The organism is Amycolatopsis sp. NPDC051903 (genome assembly GCF_044452505.1).
In the GTDB taxonomy this organism is placed as follows: domain Bacteria; phylum Actinomycetota; class Actinomycetes; order Mycobacteriales; family Pseudonocardiaceae; genus Amycolatopsis.
In genome coordinates this window covers 131973-146737 of sequence record NZ_JBITBT010000015.1, presented here as the reverse complement: position 1 = coordinate 146737, position 14765 = coordinate 131973, and the positions used below count along the sequence as shown (strand labels likewise).

At 70.8% G+C, this 14765-nt stretch carries 16 protein-coding genes; 12 read left to right on the top strand and 4 right to left on the bottom strand.

Annotated elements, in window-relative coordinates; all coding sequences use genetic code 11:
• Positions 1–166 precede the first annotated feature (166 nt).
• The gene (locus ACIA77_RS28360) at positions 167–424 is read right to left on the bottom strand and encodes a hypothetical protein (protein ID WP_395889038.1); all 258 of its coding nucleotides are present in this window, start codon (positions 422–424) and stop codon (positions 167–169) included.
• A 168-nt stretch (positions 425–592) separates the two neighbouring features.
• Positions 593–1492 (bottom strand): cupin domain-containing protein, encoded by a 900-nt coding sequence (locus ACIA77_RS28355; protein WP_395889037.1) that lies wholly within the window; start codon positions 1490–1492, stop codon positions 593–595.
• Between the two features lie 70 nt (positions 1493–1562).
• Between ACIA77_RS28355 and ACIA77_RS28350 the strand changes: the two genes are divergently transcribed.
• From ACIA77_RS28350 to ACIA77_RS28310, 9 genes are all read left to right on the top strand, one after another.
• The gene (locus ACIA77_RS28350) at positions 1563–2945 is read left to right on the top strand and encodes an FAD-dependent oxidoreductase (RefSeq protein ID WP_395889036.1); all 1383 of its coding nucleotides are present in this window, start codon (positions 1563–1565) and stop codon (positions 2943–2945) included.
• A gap of 78 nt (positions 2946–3023) precedes the next feature.
• Positions 3024–3953: an SDR family NAD(P)-dependent oxidoreductase gene (locus ACIA77_RS28345; protein WP_395889035.1), complete on the top strand. Its 930-nt coding sequence runs from the start codon at positions 3024–3026 to the stop codon at positions 3951–3953.
• 146 nt (positions 3954–4099) lie between these two features.
• A complete protein-coding gene (locus tag ACIA77_RS28340; protein WP_395889033.1) occupies positions 4100–4786 on the top strand; it encodes a FadR/GntR family transcriptional regulator in 687 nt (228 codons plus the stop codon).
• 14 nt (positions 4787–4800) lie between these two features.
• Positions 4801–5628 carry a creatininase family protein gene (locus ACIA77_RS28335; protein WP_395889032.1) on the top strand — a complete coding sequence of 276 codons (828 nt, stop codon included), beginning with the start codon at positions 4801–4803 and terminating at the stop codon, positions 5626–5628.
• Positions 5625–6479, top strand: a complete 855-nt coding sequence (locus ACIA77_RS28330; RefSeq protein WP_395889031.1) for a substrate-binding periplasmic protein — start codon at positions 5625–5627, stop codon at positions 6477–6479. Before ACIA77_RS28335 ends, ACIA77_RS28330 begins: the two co-directional genes overlap by 4 nt.
• 13 nt (positions 6480–6492) lie before the next feature.
• Positions 6493–7248 carry an amino acid ABC transporter permease gene (locus tag ACIA77_RS28325; protein ID WP_395889030.1) on the top strand — a complete coding sequence of 252 codons (756 nt, stop codon included), beginning with the start codon at positions 6493–6495 and terminating at the stop codon, positions 7246–7248.
• Complete coding sequence (locus ACIA77_RS28320; RefSeq protein ID WP_395889029.1) at positions 7245–8018, top strand: amino acid ABC transporter ATP-binding protein; 774 nt, start codon at positions 7245–7247, stop codon at positions 8016–8018. The genes ACIA77_RS28325 and ACIA77_RS28320 overlap by 4 nt, the downstream gene beginning before the upstream one ends.
• On the top strand, positions 8019–8990 hold the full coding sequence (locus tag ACIA77_RS28315; RefSeq protein WP_395889028.1) for an alpha/beta hydrolase family esterase: 972 nt from the start codon (positions 8019–8021) through the stop codon (positions 8988–8990).
• Positions 8991–9164: 174 nt separating this feature from the next.
• Entirely contained in the window at positions 9165–9992 is an 828-nt protein-coding gene (locus tag ACIA77_RS28310) for a helix-turn-helix transcriptional regulator (RefSeq protein WP_395889027.1), read from the top strand.
• Here ACIA77_RS28310 and ACIA77_RS28305 read toward each other — a convergent pair whose 3' ends face one another.
• The gene (locus ACIA77_RS28305) at positions 9993–10445 is read right to left on the bottom strand and encodes an Lrp/AsnC family transcriptional regulator (protein ID WP_395889026.1); all 453 of its coding nucleotides are present in this window, start codon (positions 10443–10445) and stop codon (positions 9993–9995) included.
• A 149-nt stretch (positions 10446–10594) separates the two neighbouring features.
• On the opposite strand from ACIA77_RS28305, the gene pdhA reads away from it, so the two are divergent.
• From pdhA to ACIA77_RS28290, 3 genes are read left to right on the top strand one after another with little or no spacing between them, the layout of a single operon-like run.
• Positions 10595–11698 carry a pyruvate dehydrogenase (acetyl-transferring) E1 component subunit alpha gene (gene pdhA / locus ACIA77_RS28300; RefSeq protein WP_395889025.1) on the top strand — a complete coding sequence of 368 codons (1104 nt, stop codon included), beginning with the start codon at positions 10595–10597 and terminating at the stop codon, positions 11696–11698.
• Positions 11695–12723 (top strand): alpha-ketoacid dehydrogenase subunit beta, encoded by a 1029-nt coding sequence (locus tag ACIA77_RS28295; protein ID WP_395889024.1) that lies wholly within the window; start codon positions 11695–11697, stop codon positions 12721–12723. Before pdhA ends, ACIA77_RS28295 begins: the two co-directional genes overlap by 4 nt.
• Positions 12723–13943, top strand: coding sequence for a dihydrolipoamide acetyltransferase family protein (locus ACIA77_RS28290; RefSeq protein ID WP_395889023.1), 1221 nt, complete (start codon positions 12723–12725; stop codon positions 13941–13943). Before ACIA77_RS28295 ends, ACIA77_RS28290 begins: the two co-directional genes overlap by 1 nt.
• A gap of 106 nt (positions 13944–14049) precedes the next feature.
• Here the strand turns inward: ACIA77_RS28290 and ACIA77_RS28285 are convergent, their stop codons facing one another.
• A complete protein-coding gene (locus ACIA77_RS28285; RefSeq protein WP_395889022.1) occupies positions 14050–14259 on the bottom strand; it encodes a molybdopterin-binding protein in 210 nt (69 codons plus the stop codon).
• Between the last annotated feature and the right edge of the window lie 506 nt (positions 14260–14765).

Sequence of the window (14765 nt, the reverse complement as noted above, 5' to 3'; positions counted from 1 at the left end):
GTTCGCACCGCGTGACGACCCTGGGGCCGACTGCGCGATGGTTTCCGAGGCGCAGCAACGCCGGCGCGCAACTGCGGGGTCACCCAGCCGTACCGACCGTGCTGCTGACCTCGGCGCACGAGAACCTCGCGCGTTCGCGACGGTGCCTGACATCGGCCGCGGACAGTCAGCCCAAGTGCAGGTGCGCGGCCGGCCGGATCCGCAACCCCCGCACGTCCGCCAGTGCGACCCCGAACGTCTCGGCTAGGCAGTGGCCCGCGGTGTTGTTCCAGCGGCCGCAAGGGCCGGCGACGTAGGTGAAGCCGTTGCGGGTCACCGGGACCGACCAGATCTGTTCGCTGCCCCGGCCGGCGCCGGAGCCGCGGGAGTGCGAGAACTGCACCGTTTTCACCACCTCGCCGAGGGTGGTGACGAAGGGCTGCACGTCGGCGTCCGGCAGGCCGAGGTCGCGCCCCGCCCAGACGCGGCGAAGAGCGCGTCGCCGTCTCCAATATGGACAGTCCAGCCCAGCGCCGTGATGCGCAGCATGGTCGGCTCGCTTCCCGAGTGCTGCGCCGGGTGGACCACCCGCCCGCCGCACCCGACTGAGCGATCACCGCCCCGCCGCGGCCTCCCGGCGAAACCGCGCGGGCGACGTGCCGAGCGCCGCGCGGAACGCCTGGCCGAACGCCGACTCTGAGCGGTACCCCACGTCGTCGGCGACCCGCGCCACCGAACGGTCCCCCCGCGAGAGCAGGTCGGCCGCGACCATCATCCGGATCGTCGTCACGAGGGTCGCGACCGTCGTTCCGGTGCGAGCGGTGAAGTGCCGCACGAAGGTGGCACGCGACATCGAGGCCGCGGCGGCCAGTCGCTCGATCGTCCACGCCTCGGCCGGGCGGTCGATGACGCCCGCGATCGCGCGGCCCAGCGCGTCGTCGCCGACGGCCGTCCACAACGCGGGCGAATCGAGCTGCGTCGCGGGCCGCCGGCGCAAAGCCATGGCCAGCAACGCATCGCACAGCGAAGCCACGACGGCGCCCGTGCCCGGTCCGTCGAAGCGGGCCTCGCCGCGCAGGACCTCCGCGAGCGTCAGTGCGGCGGGATCCAGCGACACGTGCACCAGCGGCGGCAACAGCCGGAACAGCAGCGCCCCGGCACCGGGTTCGAAGCGGTAGTGCCCGCAGAACAGGTCGAGCTCGGGTTCAGCGCCGACCGTCCGCCGCGTCGGGAACGCCGTCCCGGGCGATTCGGCGAACCGGCGCCGACGGCCGGACGTCACCGACACGTGGTGGGCGTCTCCGTGCGAGAGCAGCAAGAGGTCGCCGGGGCCCAGCTCGACGGCCGACGCCCCGGACGTCACCGCGCACCGGCCTTGCAGCACCAGGTGGAACGGCACCTCCCCCGGCCCGGCCACCGGGTTGTCGAGCGTGAACCGCCCGGCCAGCAGGCAGCGCACGTCGACACCGCCTTCGAGCTGCGCCAGCCGGACGAGCCGGCTCACGCCGTCCATGAGCCGATTCCGACGGAAATTGAGCTGTTCATGCGTTGTCGTCTCTCCTGGGCCGGCGAAAACTGGGCACATGGAGGATATGCACTTCGACCTTCTGGTCATCGGGTTCGGCAAGGGCGGCAAGACGCTGGCCGCGTCGCTGGGGCGGCTCGGCAAGCGGGTCGCCATGATCGAGCAGTCCGCGGCCATGTACGGCGGCACCTGCATCAACATCGGTTGCGTCCCGACGAAGGCGCTCGTCCACCACGCGGAGAACCCCGGCTTGGGTACGCCGGCCGAACGGCACCGCACGGCCGTCGACGCCACTCGCGCGCTCACGACGAAGCTGCGCGACGCCAACTTCGCCAACCTCGACACGATCGACTCCGTCACGGTCATCACCGGCCGCGCGGAGTTCCTCGACCCGAAGACGGTCCGGGTCACCGCGGGCGACGACGTGCTGGACCTCGCCGCCGACACGATCGTGATCAACACCGGGGCCACGCCGACGATCGCCCCGATCCCCGGCCTCGCGGACAGCGACCACCTGCTCACGAGCACCGACCTCATCGACCTGGACCACCTGCCGAAGCGCCTCGCGATCCTCGGCGGCGGCTACGTCGGTGTCGAGTTCGCGTCGATCTACGCCCAGTTCGGCAGCGCGGTGACGGTGCTCGACTCGGCCCGGCGCGCCATGCCGCGCGAGGACGACGACATCGCCGAGGCCGCGACGGACATCTTGCGCGGGGCGGGCGTCGAGTTCGTGTTCGGCGCGCACGTCACGCAGGTGCGCGACATCGACAACGGCGTCGAGATCACCTACGAAGCGGGCGGCACGACGCACACGCTCGCCGCCGACGAAGTGCTCGCCGCGACCCGGCGCCGGCCGGCCACCGAGGGACTGGGGCTCGACCGCGCGGGCGTGCGCACCACCGCGTCGGGCGCCGTCGAGGTCGACGAGTTCCTGCGCACGAGCCAGCAGCACATCTTCGCGATCGGCGACGTCAACGGCGGGCCGCAGTTCACCTACATCTCGCTGGACGACTACCGCGTCGTCGCCGACCAGCTCCTCGGCACCGGCGTCCGGTCCACAAAGGACCGCAAGTTCGTGCCGTACACGGTGTTCATGACGCCGGCGCTCTCGCGCGTCGGGCTCACCGAGCGCGAAGCCGTCGACCGCGGGCTGCCGGTGAAGGTCGTCGAGAAGCCGGTGGCGGACATCGCGGGCATGCCGCGGGCGAAGATCGTGGGCGAGACGCGCGGGCTGATGAAGTTCGTCGTCGACCGCGAAACCGACCGCGTGCTGGGCGCCGCACTGCTGAGCGTCGACTCGCAGGAACTGATCAACACGCTCACGCTGGCCCTGCGCCACGACGTGACCGCGAGCGAGCTGCGCGACGCCGTCTACACGCACCCGTCCTCCACGGAAGCCTTCAACGAGGTCCTCTCGACGCCGCCCGTCCGCACGGCTTGAGTTGCCATTCGGAGGGTCCTCCGGTTACAGTCGCCCAGTAACCGGAGGAACCTCCGAATGCCGCAGGACGGACCACTCATGCCTCTCACCACCCCGTTCACCAGGGAGTCGACCGCGGCCGACGTGCTCGCGGGCGTCGATCTCACCGGCCGCCGCGCGATCGTCACCGGTGGCGCCTCCGGGATCGGCCTCGAGACCGCCCGCGCCCTCGCACAGGCCGGCGCCGAGGTCACGCTGGCCGTGCGCAACGTCGCCGCGGGCGATCGCGTCGCCGCCGCCCTGCCCGGCACCGTGACCGCGGCTCACCTGGACCTCGCCGACCGCGCTTCAGTGAAGGCGTTCACGGCAGCCTGGCGCGGCCCGCTGCACGTCCTCGTGAACAACGCCGGGATCATGGCACTCCCCGAACTGCACCGCACCCCCGAAGGCTGGGAACTGCAGTTCGCCACCAACCACCTCGGCCACTTCGCCCTCGCCACCGGCCTCCGCCGCGCCCTCGCGCGAGCCGGCGCCGCGCGGATCGTCTCCGTCAGCTCCAACGGCCACCTCGCCGCCCCGCTCGACTTCACCGACCTGCACTTCGACCGGCGTCCGTACGACCCGTGGGTCGCGTACGCGCAGTCCAAGATCGCGAACGTGCTCTTCGCCGTCGAGGCCGCGCAGCGGTGGGCTGCCGACGGCATCACCGCCAACGCCGTCATGCCGGGCGGCATCCGCACGAACCTCCAGCGCCACCAGGAAAACGCGATGACGCCGGCCGTCCAGGAGATCTTCGACAACTACCCTTGGCGCAGCGCCGAACAAGGCGCCGCGACCTCCGTGCTCGTCGCCGCTTCCCCGCTGCTCGACGGCGTCAGCGGCCGCTACTTCGAAAACTGCGCCGAAGCACCACTCGCCGATCCGGCCGGCAACGCGGGCCCCGAACCCTCCGGCGTCTCCCCCGAAGCGCTCGACCCCGACGTCGCCCGTCGCTTGTGGACGGTCTCCGAACGCCTCCTCGCCGGCTGACACCCTCCGCCCCACGGCCTCCGACCCCACCCGGGATCGGAGGCCGTTTCACGTTCCACCACCACCCTGACCTGCGCGAACATCACATCCTTGACTTCAAATTGAGTAAGTGATTTAGTCAATCCACTCGCAGAACGGAGTCACCGATGACCGAAGCGCACCCCAAGCCCGGGCTGTCCGAGCAGCTCGTCGAAGGGCTGCTGCAGCTGATCGCCGAGGAGCGCCTGGCGCCCGGCGACAGCCTGCCGACCGTGCGGGTGCTGGCGGAACGGTTCTCCGTGACGACCCCGACCATCCGGGAAGCCTTGCGGCGCCTGCAAACCACCGACGCGGTGCGCATGCGCCACGGCTCCGGCATCTACGTGGGCGAAGGCATCCACCGCACGCTGATGCCGAACCCCAACTCCGCGCCGATGAAGGACGAGCTGATCCTGCAGCTCGTGGCCGCGAGGCTGACGATCGAGCCCGGCATCGCCGCCCTCTCCGCGGCCAACCGCACCGAAGAAAGCCTGCAGCGCCTGGAACTCGCGCTCGACACGGCCAAGCGCGACCGCGCGGATCCGGGCCCGCATCTGAACTTCCACCGCGAACTCGCGGGTGGCTCGGGCAACCAGGTGCTGTTCGAGATCGTCGATTCTCTGCTCACCGCGAGGGGCCGGGAGCAGAAAGCCCTGCGCGCCCTCATCGAAGACCGCAAGCGCGACTACGAGGAGCACCTCGCGATCTACGAGGCCGTGCGCGCCGGCGACGCGGCGCGGGCCGAGGAGCTCACGCGCCTTCACCTCGAACAGCTCCGCACCGACGTGGCCCGCCAGCTGGGGCGGGCCGGATGACCGGGAAAGACAAGATGACGATCGCACCACGTTCGCACCGCCTCGCCGACCTGACTTGGCCGGAGATCGACGACCTGCGCCCGTACGCCCCCGTGGCGATCGTGCCGCTCGGCGCCACCGAGCAGCACGGCCACGGCCTGGCGCAGCGCACCGACACCACGCGCGCCGAAGTCGTCGCCGACCTCGTCGCGCAACGGCTGTCGCCGAAGGTCGTGGTCACGCCGGTGATCCCGGTGGGCGTTTCCGAGCACCACATGGCTTTCCCCGGCACGCTCACGCTGTCGCCGATCACGCTGCAGCAGGTGATCGTCGAGCTGGTCACGAGCCTGCACCGGCACGGCTGGCGCAAGGTCTACGTGCTCACCGGCCACGGCGGCAACAACGCGACGGTGGAGATCGCCGTGACCCGGCTGCGCACCGACCTGCCCGACCTGCACCTCGCGTGGAGCGGCATCACGCCCGTGGTCGCGGACCTCACGGCGGAGCTCGCCGAGAGCCGGATCCGGGGCCACTCCTGCGAAATCGAGACGTCGCAGGCGATGTTCGCCGACCCGGACCTCGTCCTGCCCGACCGCCTGACGCGAGGCAGCGCCACGTTCGACGACCTCGACCAGGCGGGCAAGCTCAGCCGTTCGCGGCCGGGCATCCACTTCCCGCAGACCTACGACAACCTCAGCAAGACCGGCACGCTCGGCGACGGCACGAAGGCGTCCGCCGAAACCGGTGCTCGATTGGTGGAAACCGCCGTCGAGCGCATCAGCGGCTTCCTGCAGGAGTTCATCGACCTGCCGGAACGCCAGTCCGCCCCTGCCCGCACCACCCTTCCCCAGGAGACTCCATGACCGCCCCGACCCGACGTCGTTTCGGAGTGGCCACCCTCGCGATCGCGGTCGGCCTCACGCTGGCCGCTTGCGGTGGCGGCGACGACCAGGCCGCCAACCCGCTGCACACCGCGGCCGCCGGAAAGCTGCAGCTCGCGTTCCGCTCCGACGACAAGCCGACCTCGTTCATCGACGGCGGCAAGCCCGCCGGCTTCCTCATCGAGCTCACGCAGGCGATGGCGAAGAAGATGAACCTCACGGCGGAGTACACGGCCACCGACTTCGCGAGCATGCTGCCCAACGTCCGCAACCACAAGTACGACTCGGCCGCGTTCGGCACGCTCGTCACGCCGCCGCGCCAGGAGGTCACCGACTTCACCACCGCCGTGAACTACGGGCAGGCGCAGCTGATCTCGCGCAAGTCCGCGCCACTGGCCACTGTGGACGCCGCCGGCGGCAAGACGATCGCGATCACGCGCGGCAGTGAGCTGATCCCGCTCGTCAAGAAGCGCGTGCCGACCGTGACGGTCAAGGAGTTCCCGAACATCGCGGCCAGCTCCAACGCGCTGACGGCCGGCCAGGTCGACGGCCTGTTCACCGGCGTGGCGACCACTTTGGACCTGCTGGAGAAGCACCCGGACTACCAGGCTTCGCCGCCGATCACCAGCGGCATGACCGCGTTCCCCGTCGCGAAGGACCGCCCGGAGCTGAAGAAGGCGCTGGACGACGCGCTCAAGGCCGTGATCGCCGACGGCACCTACACGAAGCTGTTCGACAAGTGGAACCCCAAGCACGTCGCGATCCCGAAGGACATGCTGAACGCCTACCCCGGCATGCAGCAGCGACCCGGCGTCACCACCGACGGGTCCTGAAAGGACAGGTGCCATGGAAGGCCTGAAACACATCTGGGACACGTTCTTCGACCTCGACCTCATCGGCAGCACGCTCCCCACGCTGCTGAAGGAAGGGCTGCTGAACACCCTGTTCCTCACGGTGCTCGCCAGTGCGATCGGCCTCGTGGTCGGCATCTTCCTCGCCAGCGGCCTGATGTCGAAGTTCCGGGTGCTGCGCCTGCCGTGCCGCTGGTACGTCGACGTCCTGCGCGGCCTGCCGCACATCCTGAGCATCTACCTCATCGGGCAGGGCCTGCCGCTGGCCGGGCTCACGCTGTTCGGTGACTGGACCTACGGCTACGCGGCGCTGGCGATCGGGCTCATGGAAGGCGCTTACATGGCGGAGATCTTCCGCTCGGGCTTCCAGAGCGTCGACAAGGGCATCGTCGAAGCGTCCCGCAGCCTGGGCCTGTCGCACACGAAGACGATGCGGCTGATCGTGATCCCGATCGGCTTCCGGCGGGTGCTGCCGGCGCTCACCGGCCAGTTCATCCTCGTCATCAAGAGCACCGCGCTGGTCTACCTGCTGGGCCTGGCCGCCGGACAGCGCGAGATGTTCGCGATCGCCCAGGACACGTCCACCAACAACGCGTCGCTTTCGCCGCTGGTCGCCGCGGGCCTGTTCTACCTCGCGATCACCGTGCCGCTCACCTACGTGGTCAACAAGTGGGACAAGCGGATGCGCGAGGGCCGGCCCGCCGCGAGCACCGCGCCCAAGGCCGTGCGCACCGAGGAGGCACTCGCATGACGCAGGCGAGCACCGCGGCGGCCGACGCCGCGACCACCACCGGAACGACCGTCCGCTACGAGCACGTCGACAAGAGCTACGGCCACACGCCGGTGCTCCACGACATCGTGCTCGAAGCGCCGGGCGGGACGACCACCTGCATCATCGGCCCGTCGGGTTCCGGCAAGTCGACGCTGCTGCGCTGCACCAACCTGCTGGAGATCCCCACCGCCGGGCGCATCTTCATCGGCGAGGAGGCGATCACGGACAAGGGCGCGGACGTCGACCGCATCCGCACCCGCGTCGGCATGGTGTTCCAGAACTTCCACTTGTTCCCGCACCACACCGTGCTGGACAACGTGACGCTCGCCCCGCAGCAGGTGCTCGGGGTGTCGCGCGACGAAGCCGTGGAGACCGCGCGGGCGAACCTCGCCGCGGTCGGGCTGGCGGCGTACGAGAACCGCCGGCCCTCGCAGCTCTCGGGCGGTCAGCAGCAGCGCGTGGCCATCGCGCGGTCGCTGGCGATGAACCCCGAGGTGATGTTGTTCGACGAAGCGACGTCCGCACTCGACCCCGAGCTCGTGAAGGGCGTGCTCGCCGTGATGCGCGACCTGGCTTCCCACGGCATGACCATGATCGTGGTGACGCACGAGATGCGGTTCGCCCGCGAGGTCGCCGAGCAGGTCGTGTTCCTCGACCAGGGGCGGCTCGTGGAAGCCGCCCACCCCACCGAGTTCTTCGAGAACCCCCGCAGTGACCGGCTCCGGTCCTTCCTCGACGAGGTGCTCTGAATGAGATTCGCCAAGCTCGCCGCTGTCGCCGCGCTTGCGCTCACGGCCGCGGTGGTGGTGCCGCAGACCGCGTCCGCCACACCGTCCGCGCGCAACCACCCGATGCCCTCCACGGGCTGTCTCGCGCGCTCGACCTCGCTGCCACCGGGGCAGACGGTCACCCAGACCATCACCTCCGGCGGGCTGTCCCGCGACTACCTGATCCACCTGCCGGCGTCGTACGAGCCGGGCCAGCCGAAGCCCGTGGTGCTCGCGTTCCACGGCCGCAAGGGCGACGGCCGCGACATCGAAGCGTTCTCCGGCATCGACGGCCTCGACACGATCGCCGTGTACCCGGTGGGTGCCAAGGGCCAGGACGACCAGCGCGCCTGGCAGAGCGCCCCGTACGCCGCCCCGGGCGTCGACGACGTGCGCTTCGTGAGCGACCTGCTCGACCACCTGCAGGCCACGCTGTGCGTGGACCCGCTGCGCATCTTCGCCACCGGCAAGTCCAACGGCGCCGGCTTCGTCTCGCTGCTGGCCTGCCAGCTGCCGATGCGCATCGCGGCCTTCGCCACCATCGCGGGCGCCTTCTACCCCGGCACGACGGTCGGCTGCTCGTCGAGCGTGCCCGCCCCGATCGTCGACTTCCACGGCACCGCCGACCCGACCATCGAGTACACGGGAGGCACCAGCCACAGCGAGCCGATCCCGAACCTCATGGACTGGGCCCAGAACTGGGCTGACCACAACCACTGCGATGCGACCCCGGTCAGCACGGACATCGGCACCGACGTCATCCAGTTCTCGTGGCAGAACTGCGCCGTCAACGCGTCGGTGACCCACTACCGCATCCTCGGCGCCGGCCACACCTGGCCCGGCGAGCTCGTGGACAGCGGCCCCGGCTCGGCGACGCAGACGATCAAGGCCCAGGACGTGATCTGGGCGTTCTTCACCGCGCACACGCTGGGGTCGGGGTTGCGGCACCGCTGACCCCTGCTCCTCGGTGCCCTGCCGGACGCTCGTCCGGCAGGGCACTTCCGCGCGCCGGCCTGATCCACCGAAATACCCGGGCCCCGTGATGAGTTGAACATTCACGTCACAGCACCCGCCGGGTACCCACGTCAGGGGAGGGCGGCGGGCGGGCCGGCCAAGGAGGACGGGGACATGGGCGACCACCGCAACACCGAGCTCGGAGAATTCCTGCGCGCGCGCCGCGCGGCACTGACCCCGGCGGAGACGGGCGTGCCGACGTACGGCACCGCGCGCCGCGTCCCCGGGCTGCGGCGCGAAGAGGTCGCCCAGCTGGCCGGCATGAGCGTGAACTACTACACGCGCATCGAGCAGGGCGAGAACCACCAGCTGTCCGACTCGGTGCTCGAAGCGATCGCCAACGCCCTGCGGCTGGACGAGAGCGAACGCATGCACCTGCTGCGCCTCGCGTGGCCCGCGCAGCTCGCCAAGCGCGAGCCGGGGCCGGAGCAGGTGCGGGAATCGTTGCTGGCGCTCGTGGAGAGCAGCGTCGACCAGGCCGCGGTGATCGTCGGGCGGCGCACCGACCTGCTGGGCGGCAACCGGCTCGGGTTCGCGCTGTTCGGGCTCGACCCCGACGCGCGGCCCAACCTCACGAAACGCATGTTCCTCGACCCCGCCATGCGCGACCTCGTGGTCGACTGGGAGCACCAGGCAGTCAACTCCGCCGCGTACCTGCGCATGGCGGCGGGCGAGCAGGTCGACGACCCGCTGATGGCCGAGCTCGTCGGCGAGCTGTCCATCGAGAGCCCCGAGTTCGCCCGGATCTGGGCCGCCCACCCGGTCGCCGAGTGCGCCCACTCGGTCCGCGAGTTCGACCACCCGCTCGTCGGCAGGCTCACCCTCAACGAGGAGAGCCTGCGCATGCCCGACGAAGCCGGCCAGCGCATCCTGTTCTTCGGCGCGGTGCCCGGCTCCGCGTCGGCCGAGCGGCTCAAGCTGCTGGACTCGCTCGTTTCCTGATCACAGCTCGTCGAACACCAGCACGGTGTGCGTCGAGAGCACGTCCGGCATCGCCTGCAGCCGTTCGAAGACCAGGTCGCGCAGGCTGTCGGCGTCGCGCGTGCGCACGAACAGGATGAGGTCGTTGTCCCCCGAGACGAGCCCGCCGTGTTCGATCTCGGGGATGTTCTTGAGGTCGGCGCTCACCGTGCGCCAGGTGTTCTGCGTGACCTTGAGGTACACGTACGCCGCGAGCCCCTGCCCCAGCCGGCGCGGATCGGTGACCGCGGCGTAGCCCGTGATCACGCCTTCGCGGTGCAGCCGCTCCACCCGGGTGTAGCAGCCCGCTCGCGAAATGTGCACGCGCTCGGCCAGCGCGCGCATCGACGCGCGCCCGTCGGCCTTCAGCTCGGCGATGAGCTTGAGGTCGACCTCGTCGAGCGCCGCCGCCATTCGTCCACCCGGCTCGGACATCGCCGCACCTCTCGAAGCCAATCATCCGGCCCAAGCGGGCCAGGAGAACCATTGTTCCACACTTCTTCTCGTTGCCTGGATACCTGATCGGCAGAGAGCGAAGATCGGCGTTAGACGTCTTTACCCGTCCCCGTCGATCGGAGCAGCCGGTGACCACCACGGAACGCACCGCAGCGTCGTTCTTCCTCCCGAGCGACGAGCCACTGGGCCTCATCGCCGCCGACGGCTCGCCCGTCCCGGACGCCGAGCTCGCCCTGCCGGCCGACGACGTCCTCCTGCGCCTCTACCGCGCGATGGTGTCGGGCCGCCGCTTCGACACCCAGGCCACCGCACTCACCAAGCAGGGCCGCCTCGCCGTCTACCCGTCCGCGCGCGGCCAGGAGGCGGGCGAGATCGGCTCGATCCTCGCGCTGCGCCCGCAGGACTGGCTGTTCCCGACCTACCGCGACTCGATGGCCGTGGTGGCGCGCGGCGTCGACCCGGTCGAGGTCCTGACGCTGCTGCGCGGCGACTGGCACTGCGGCTACGACCCGAACCGCACCAACGTCGCGCCGCAGTGCACGCCGCTGGCCACGAACACGCTGCACGCCGTCGGCTTCGGGCACGCCGCGAAGGTCAAGGGCGAGGACACCGTCGCGCTCGTACTGCTCGGCGACGGCGCCACCAGTGAAGGCGACACGCACGAGGCGCTGAACTTCGCCGCGGTGTGGCAGGCACCCGTCGTGTTCCTGGTGCAGAACAACGGATACGCGATCAGCGTCCCGCTCGCGAAGCAGACCGCGGCGCCTTCGCTGGCGCACAAGGGGGTCGGCTACGGCATGCCGTCGGTGCTCGTGGACGGCAACGACGCCGCGGCCGTGCACGCCGTGGTGGAGCGAGCCGTCGAACGCGCCGCCGCCGGTGGCGGGCCGACGCTGATCGAGGCGGTCACCTACCGCGTCGAGTCGCACACCAACGCCGACGACGCCACCCGCTACCGCGACCGCGCGGAGGTCGAGACCTGGCTCGCCCGCGACCCGATCGCGCGGCTCGAGCAGTACCTCACCGACCGGGGCCTGCTCGACGACGCCGCGCGCCAGGAGATCGCCGCGCGCGCCGAGGCCGAGGCCGCCGCGCTGCGCGAGCGCATGAACACCGACACCGCGCTCGACCCCGCGGACCTGTTCCGCCACGTCTACGCCGAGCCGACCGCCGCGTTGCGGCACCAGGCCGGCGAACTCACCGCCGAGATCGCTTCCGGAGACGACGAATGACCGCGACCCTTGAGTCCACTTCGGACATCGTGACCATGGCGGGCGCGCTCAACCGCGCCCTCGCCGACGCGCTGGCCGAGGACGAGCGCGTGCTCGTGTTCGGGGAGGACGTCGGCACGCTTGGCGGCGTCTTCCGCGTCACCGACGGGCTGGCCGCCCGCTTCGGCGAGGCCCGCGTGTTCGACACGCCGCTGGCCGAATCGGGCATCGTCGGCACGGCCATCGGCATGGCGATGAACGGCCTGCGCCCCGTGGTCGAGATGCAGTTCGACGCGTTCGCCTACCCGGCGTTCGAGCAGATCACGAGCCACCTCGCCAAGCTGCGCAACCGCACGCGCGGCGCGATCGAGCTGCCCATCGTGATCCGGATCCCCTACGGCGGCGGCATCGGCGGCGTCGAGCACCACTGCGACTCGTCCGAGGTCTACTACACGCACACGCCCGGCCTGCGCGTCGTCACGCCGGCGACGCCCGCCGACGCGTACGCGCTGCTGCGCCAGTCGATCGACAGCCCGGACCCGGTGCTCTTCCTCGAGCCGAAGCGGCGCTATTGGGAGAAGGAAACCGTCGCGCTCGACCACCGCGCGACGGCTCTCGACCGCGCCGTCGTGCGCCGACCGGGCACCGACGTCACGCTGATCTCCTACGGCGGTGCGCTCGGCACCACGCTCGAAGCGGCCGCGGCCGCGGAGGAAGAGGGCTATCGCGCGGAGGTCATCGATCTGCGCAGCCTCGCCCCGTTCGACCTGGAGACGGTCGCGGCGTCGGTGCGGCGCACGGGCCGCGCGGTCGTGGTGCACGAGGCGAGCCGGTTCTGCGGCTACGGAGCCGAGGTCGCGGCGCAGCTGTCGGAGACGTGTTTCCACTACCTCGAAGCGCCGGTGCTGCGCGTCGGCGGCTTCGACATCCCTTACCCGGCGCCGAACCTGGAGAAGTACCACCTGCCGAACGTCGACCGCGTGCTGGACGCGATCGAGCGCCTGCAGTGGGACGACGCGGCGCCGCTCGCGGACGGAGCGCGCTGATGGCCGTCTTCAAGCTGCCCGACCTGGGCGAGGGCCTGACGGAGGCCGAGATCGTCGCGTGGCACGTGGCGGTGGGCGACACCGTGACCGTGGACCAGACGGTGGTGGAGGTCGAAACGGCCAAGGCGAGCGTCGAGGTGCCGGTGCCGTACGCGGGCCGCGTCACGACGCTGCACGGCGCGGCCGGCGACACGCTGACCGTCGGCAGCCCGCTGATCACGGTTCAGGAGGAGCCGGCCTTCGTGGAGCCGGGGGTGGTGACGCCGTCGCCTGCCGCCTCGGAGGGCAGCGGCAACGTGCTCATCGGGTACGGGACCGGGACCGCGCAAGCGCGGCGGACCCGCCGCGCCCGTGGTTCCCGCCGGCCGGCCACCGTGCCTTCGCCGCGGCCGGCCGACGAGCGGGTGCGCGTGGTGTCGCCGCTGGTGCGGCAGCTGGCGAAGCAGTCCGGAGTGGACATCCGCGTGCTCACCGGCTCGGGAACCGGCGGGCTGATCAGCCGGGCCGACGTCGAACGGGCCATGGCTGCTCGGCCGTCTGACGAGCGCCGGATCCCGTTGCGCAGCGTGCGCAAGGCCGTCGCCGACAAGCTCACGCGCTCGCGCCGGGAGATCCCCGAGGCGACCGTGTGGGTCGACGTCGACGCGACGGCCCTGCTCGAAGCCCGCGCGGCCCTCAACGCCGCCTCGCCGAAGATCAGCCTGCTCGCCCTGCTGTCGAAGTTCGCCCTCGAAGGCCTGCGCCGCTTCCCCGAGCTCAACGCCCACCTCGACGGCGACGAGCTCGTGATCCCCACGGCGGTCAACCTGGGCTTCGCCGCGCAAACCGATCGCGGACTCGTGGTCCCCGTCGTGCCGGGCGCGCACGGGCTGTCCCTGGAAGAGCTCTCCGGCGCGCTCGCCGAACGCACCGAACGCGCCCGCTCCGGTGCGCTGACGCCGGCCGAACTCACCGGCGGCACGTTCACGATCAACAACTACGGCGTGTTCGGCGTCGACGGCTCCGCCGCGATCATCAACCACCCGGAGGTCGCGATCCTGGGCGTCGGCCGGATCATCGACCGGCCGTGGATCGTCGACGGCCAGGTGGTGCCGCGCAAGATCACCGAGCTCACGCTGGCGTTCGACCACCGCGCCTGCGACGGCGCCACGGCGGGCGGGTTCCTGCGCTTCGTCGCCGACTGCGTCGAGTCACCGCTGCGCCTCCTGCGCGGCCTTTAGCGCCCTCACCCGGGCCGTTGCTTCCGGTGCGGCCCGGGTCGCTCTGCTGCTTCCGGGGACGAGGCCCGGACCCCCTTCACGGGGGCCCGGGCCTCGGCACCGGGGTTCACTCGACCCCGAGCATGACCTCCGTCGACTTCACCAGCGCGGTAACCGACTTGCCAACCTCGAGCTCCAACTCCTCGGCCGCATCCTTCGTGATCGACGCGACGACGGACTGCCCGCCGTCGAGCTGCACGGTCACCACGGTCATCACCGCGCCGGGCTTCACGGCCGACACGGTGCCGACGAGCTGGTTACGAGTAGACAGACGCATGTGGACAGTCCTTTGTACAGAGTGCGGAAGGTGTGGAAGTGCGACAACGCCGCCACACTAACGCTCTTCCGCATCCCCGCGCCGCCGCCCCGACCGCCGCTGAAACCACCCTGCGGCCCCCGTCATCCCCCTGACACCGCACATGCACACCCAACCGCCCGCCCGAGCAGCAACCGCGCTTCCCTGTGATCTCCACCGCCCGCGCGCGTCGCCGCGTTCGCCTTCGGCCCCACCCGCGCGCCTGGCCGCCAACCGGAGACCAGAACCCGCACCTCCGGCCCCTCGCCCGACTCGACCACGAGAATTCCCTGCGCGCACTCGGGTTCGGCGCAAATGATCACGCCACTCTTCCATGTCCGGAGCAACGCACGCGGCGCAAACAATGATCGGGCTGTCACCACTGAACCCACCGGAACGACTGCTAGCCCCAGGTTTCAAGTCTCGCCCACTCCACGGCCGCCGCCGGTCTAACCAGCCCGGGGTTCTCACTTTCCCGCCGTGTTGCA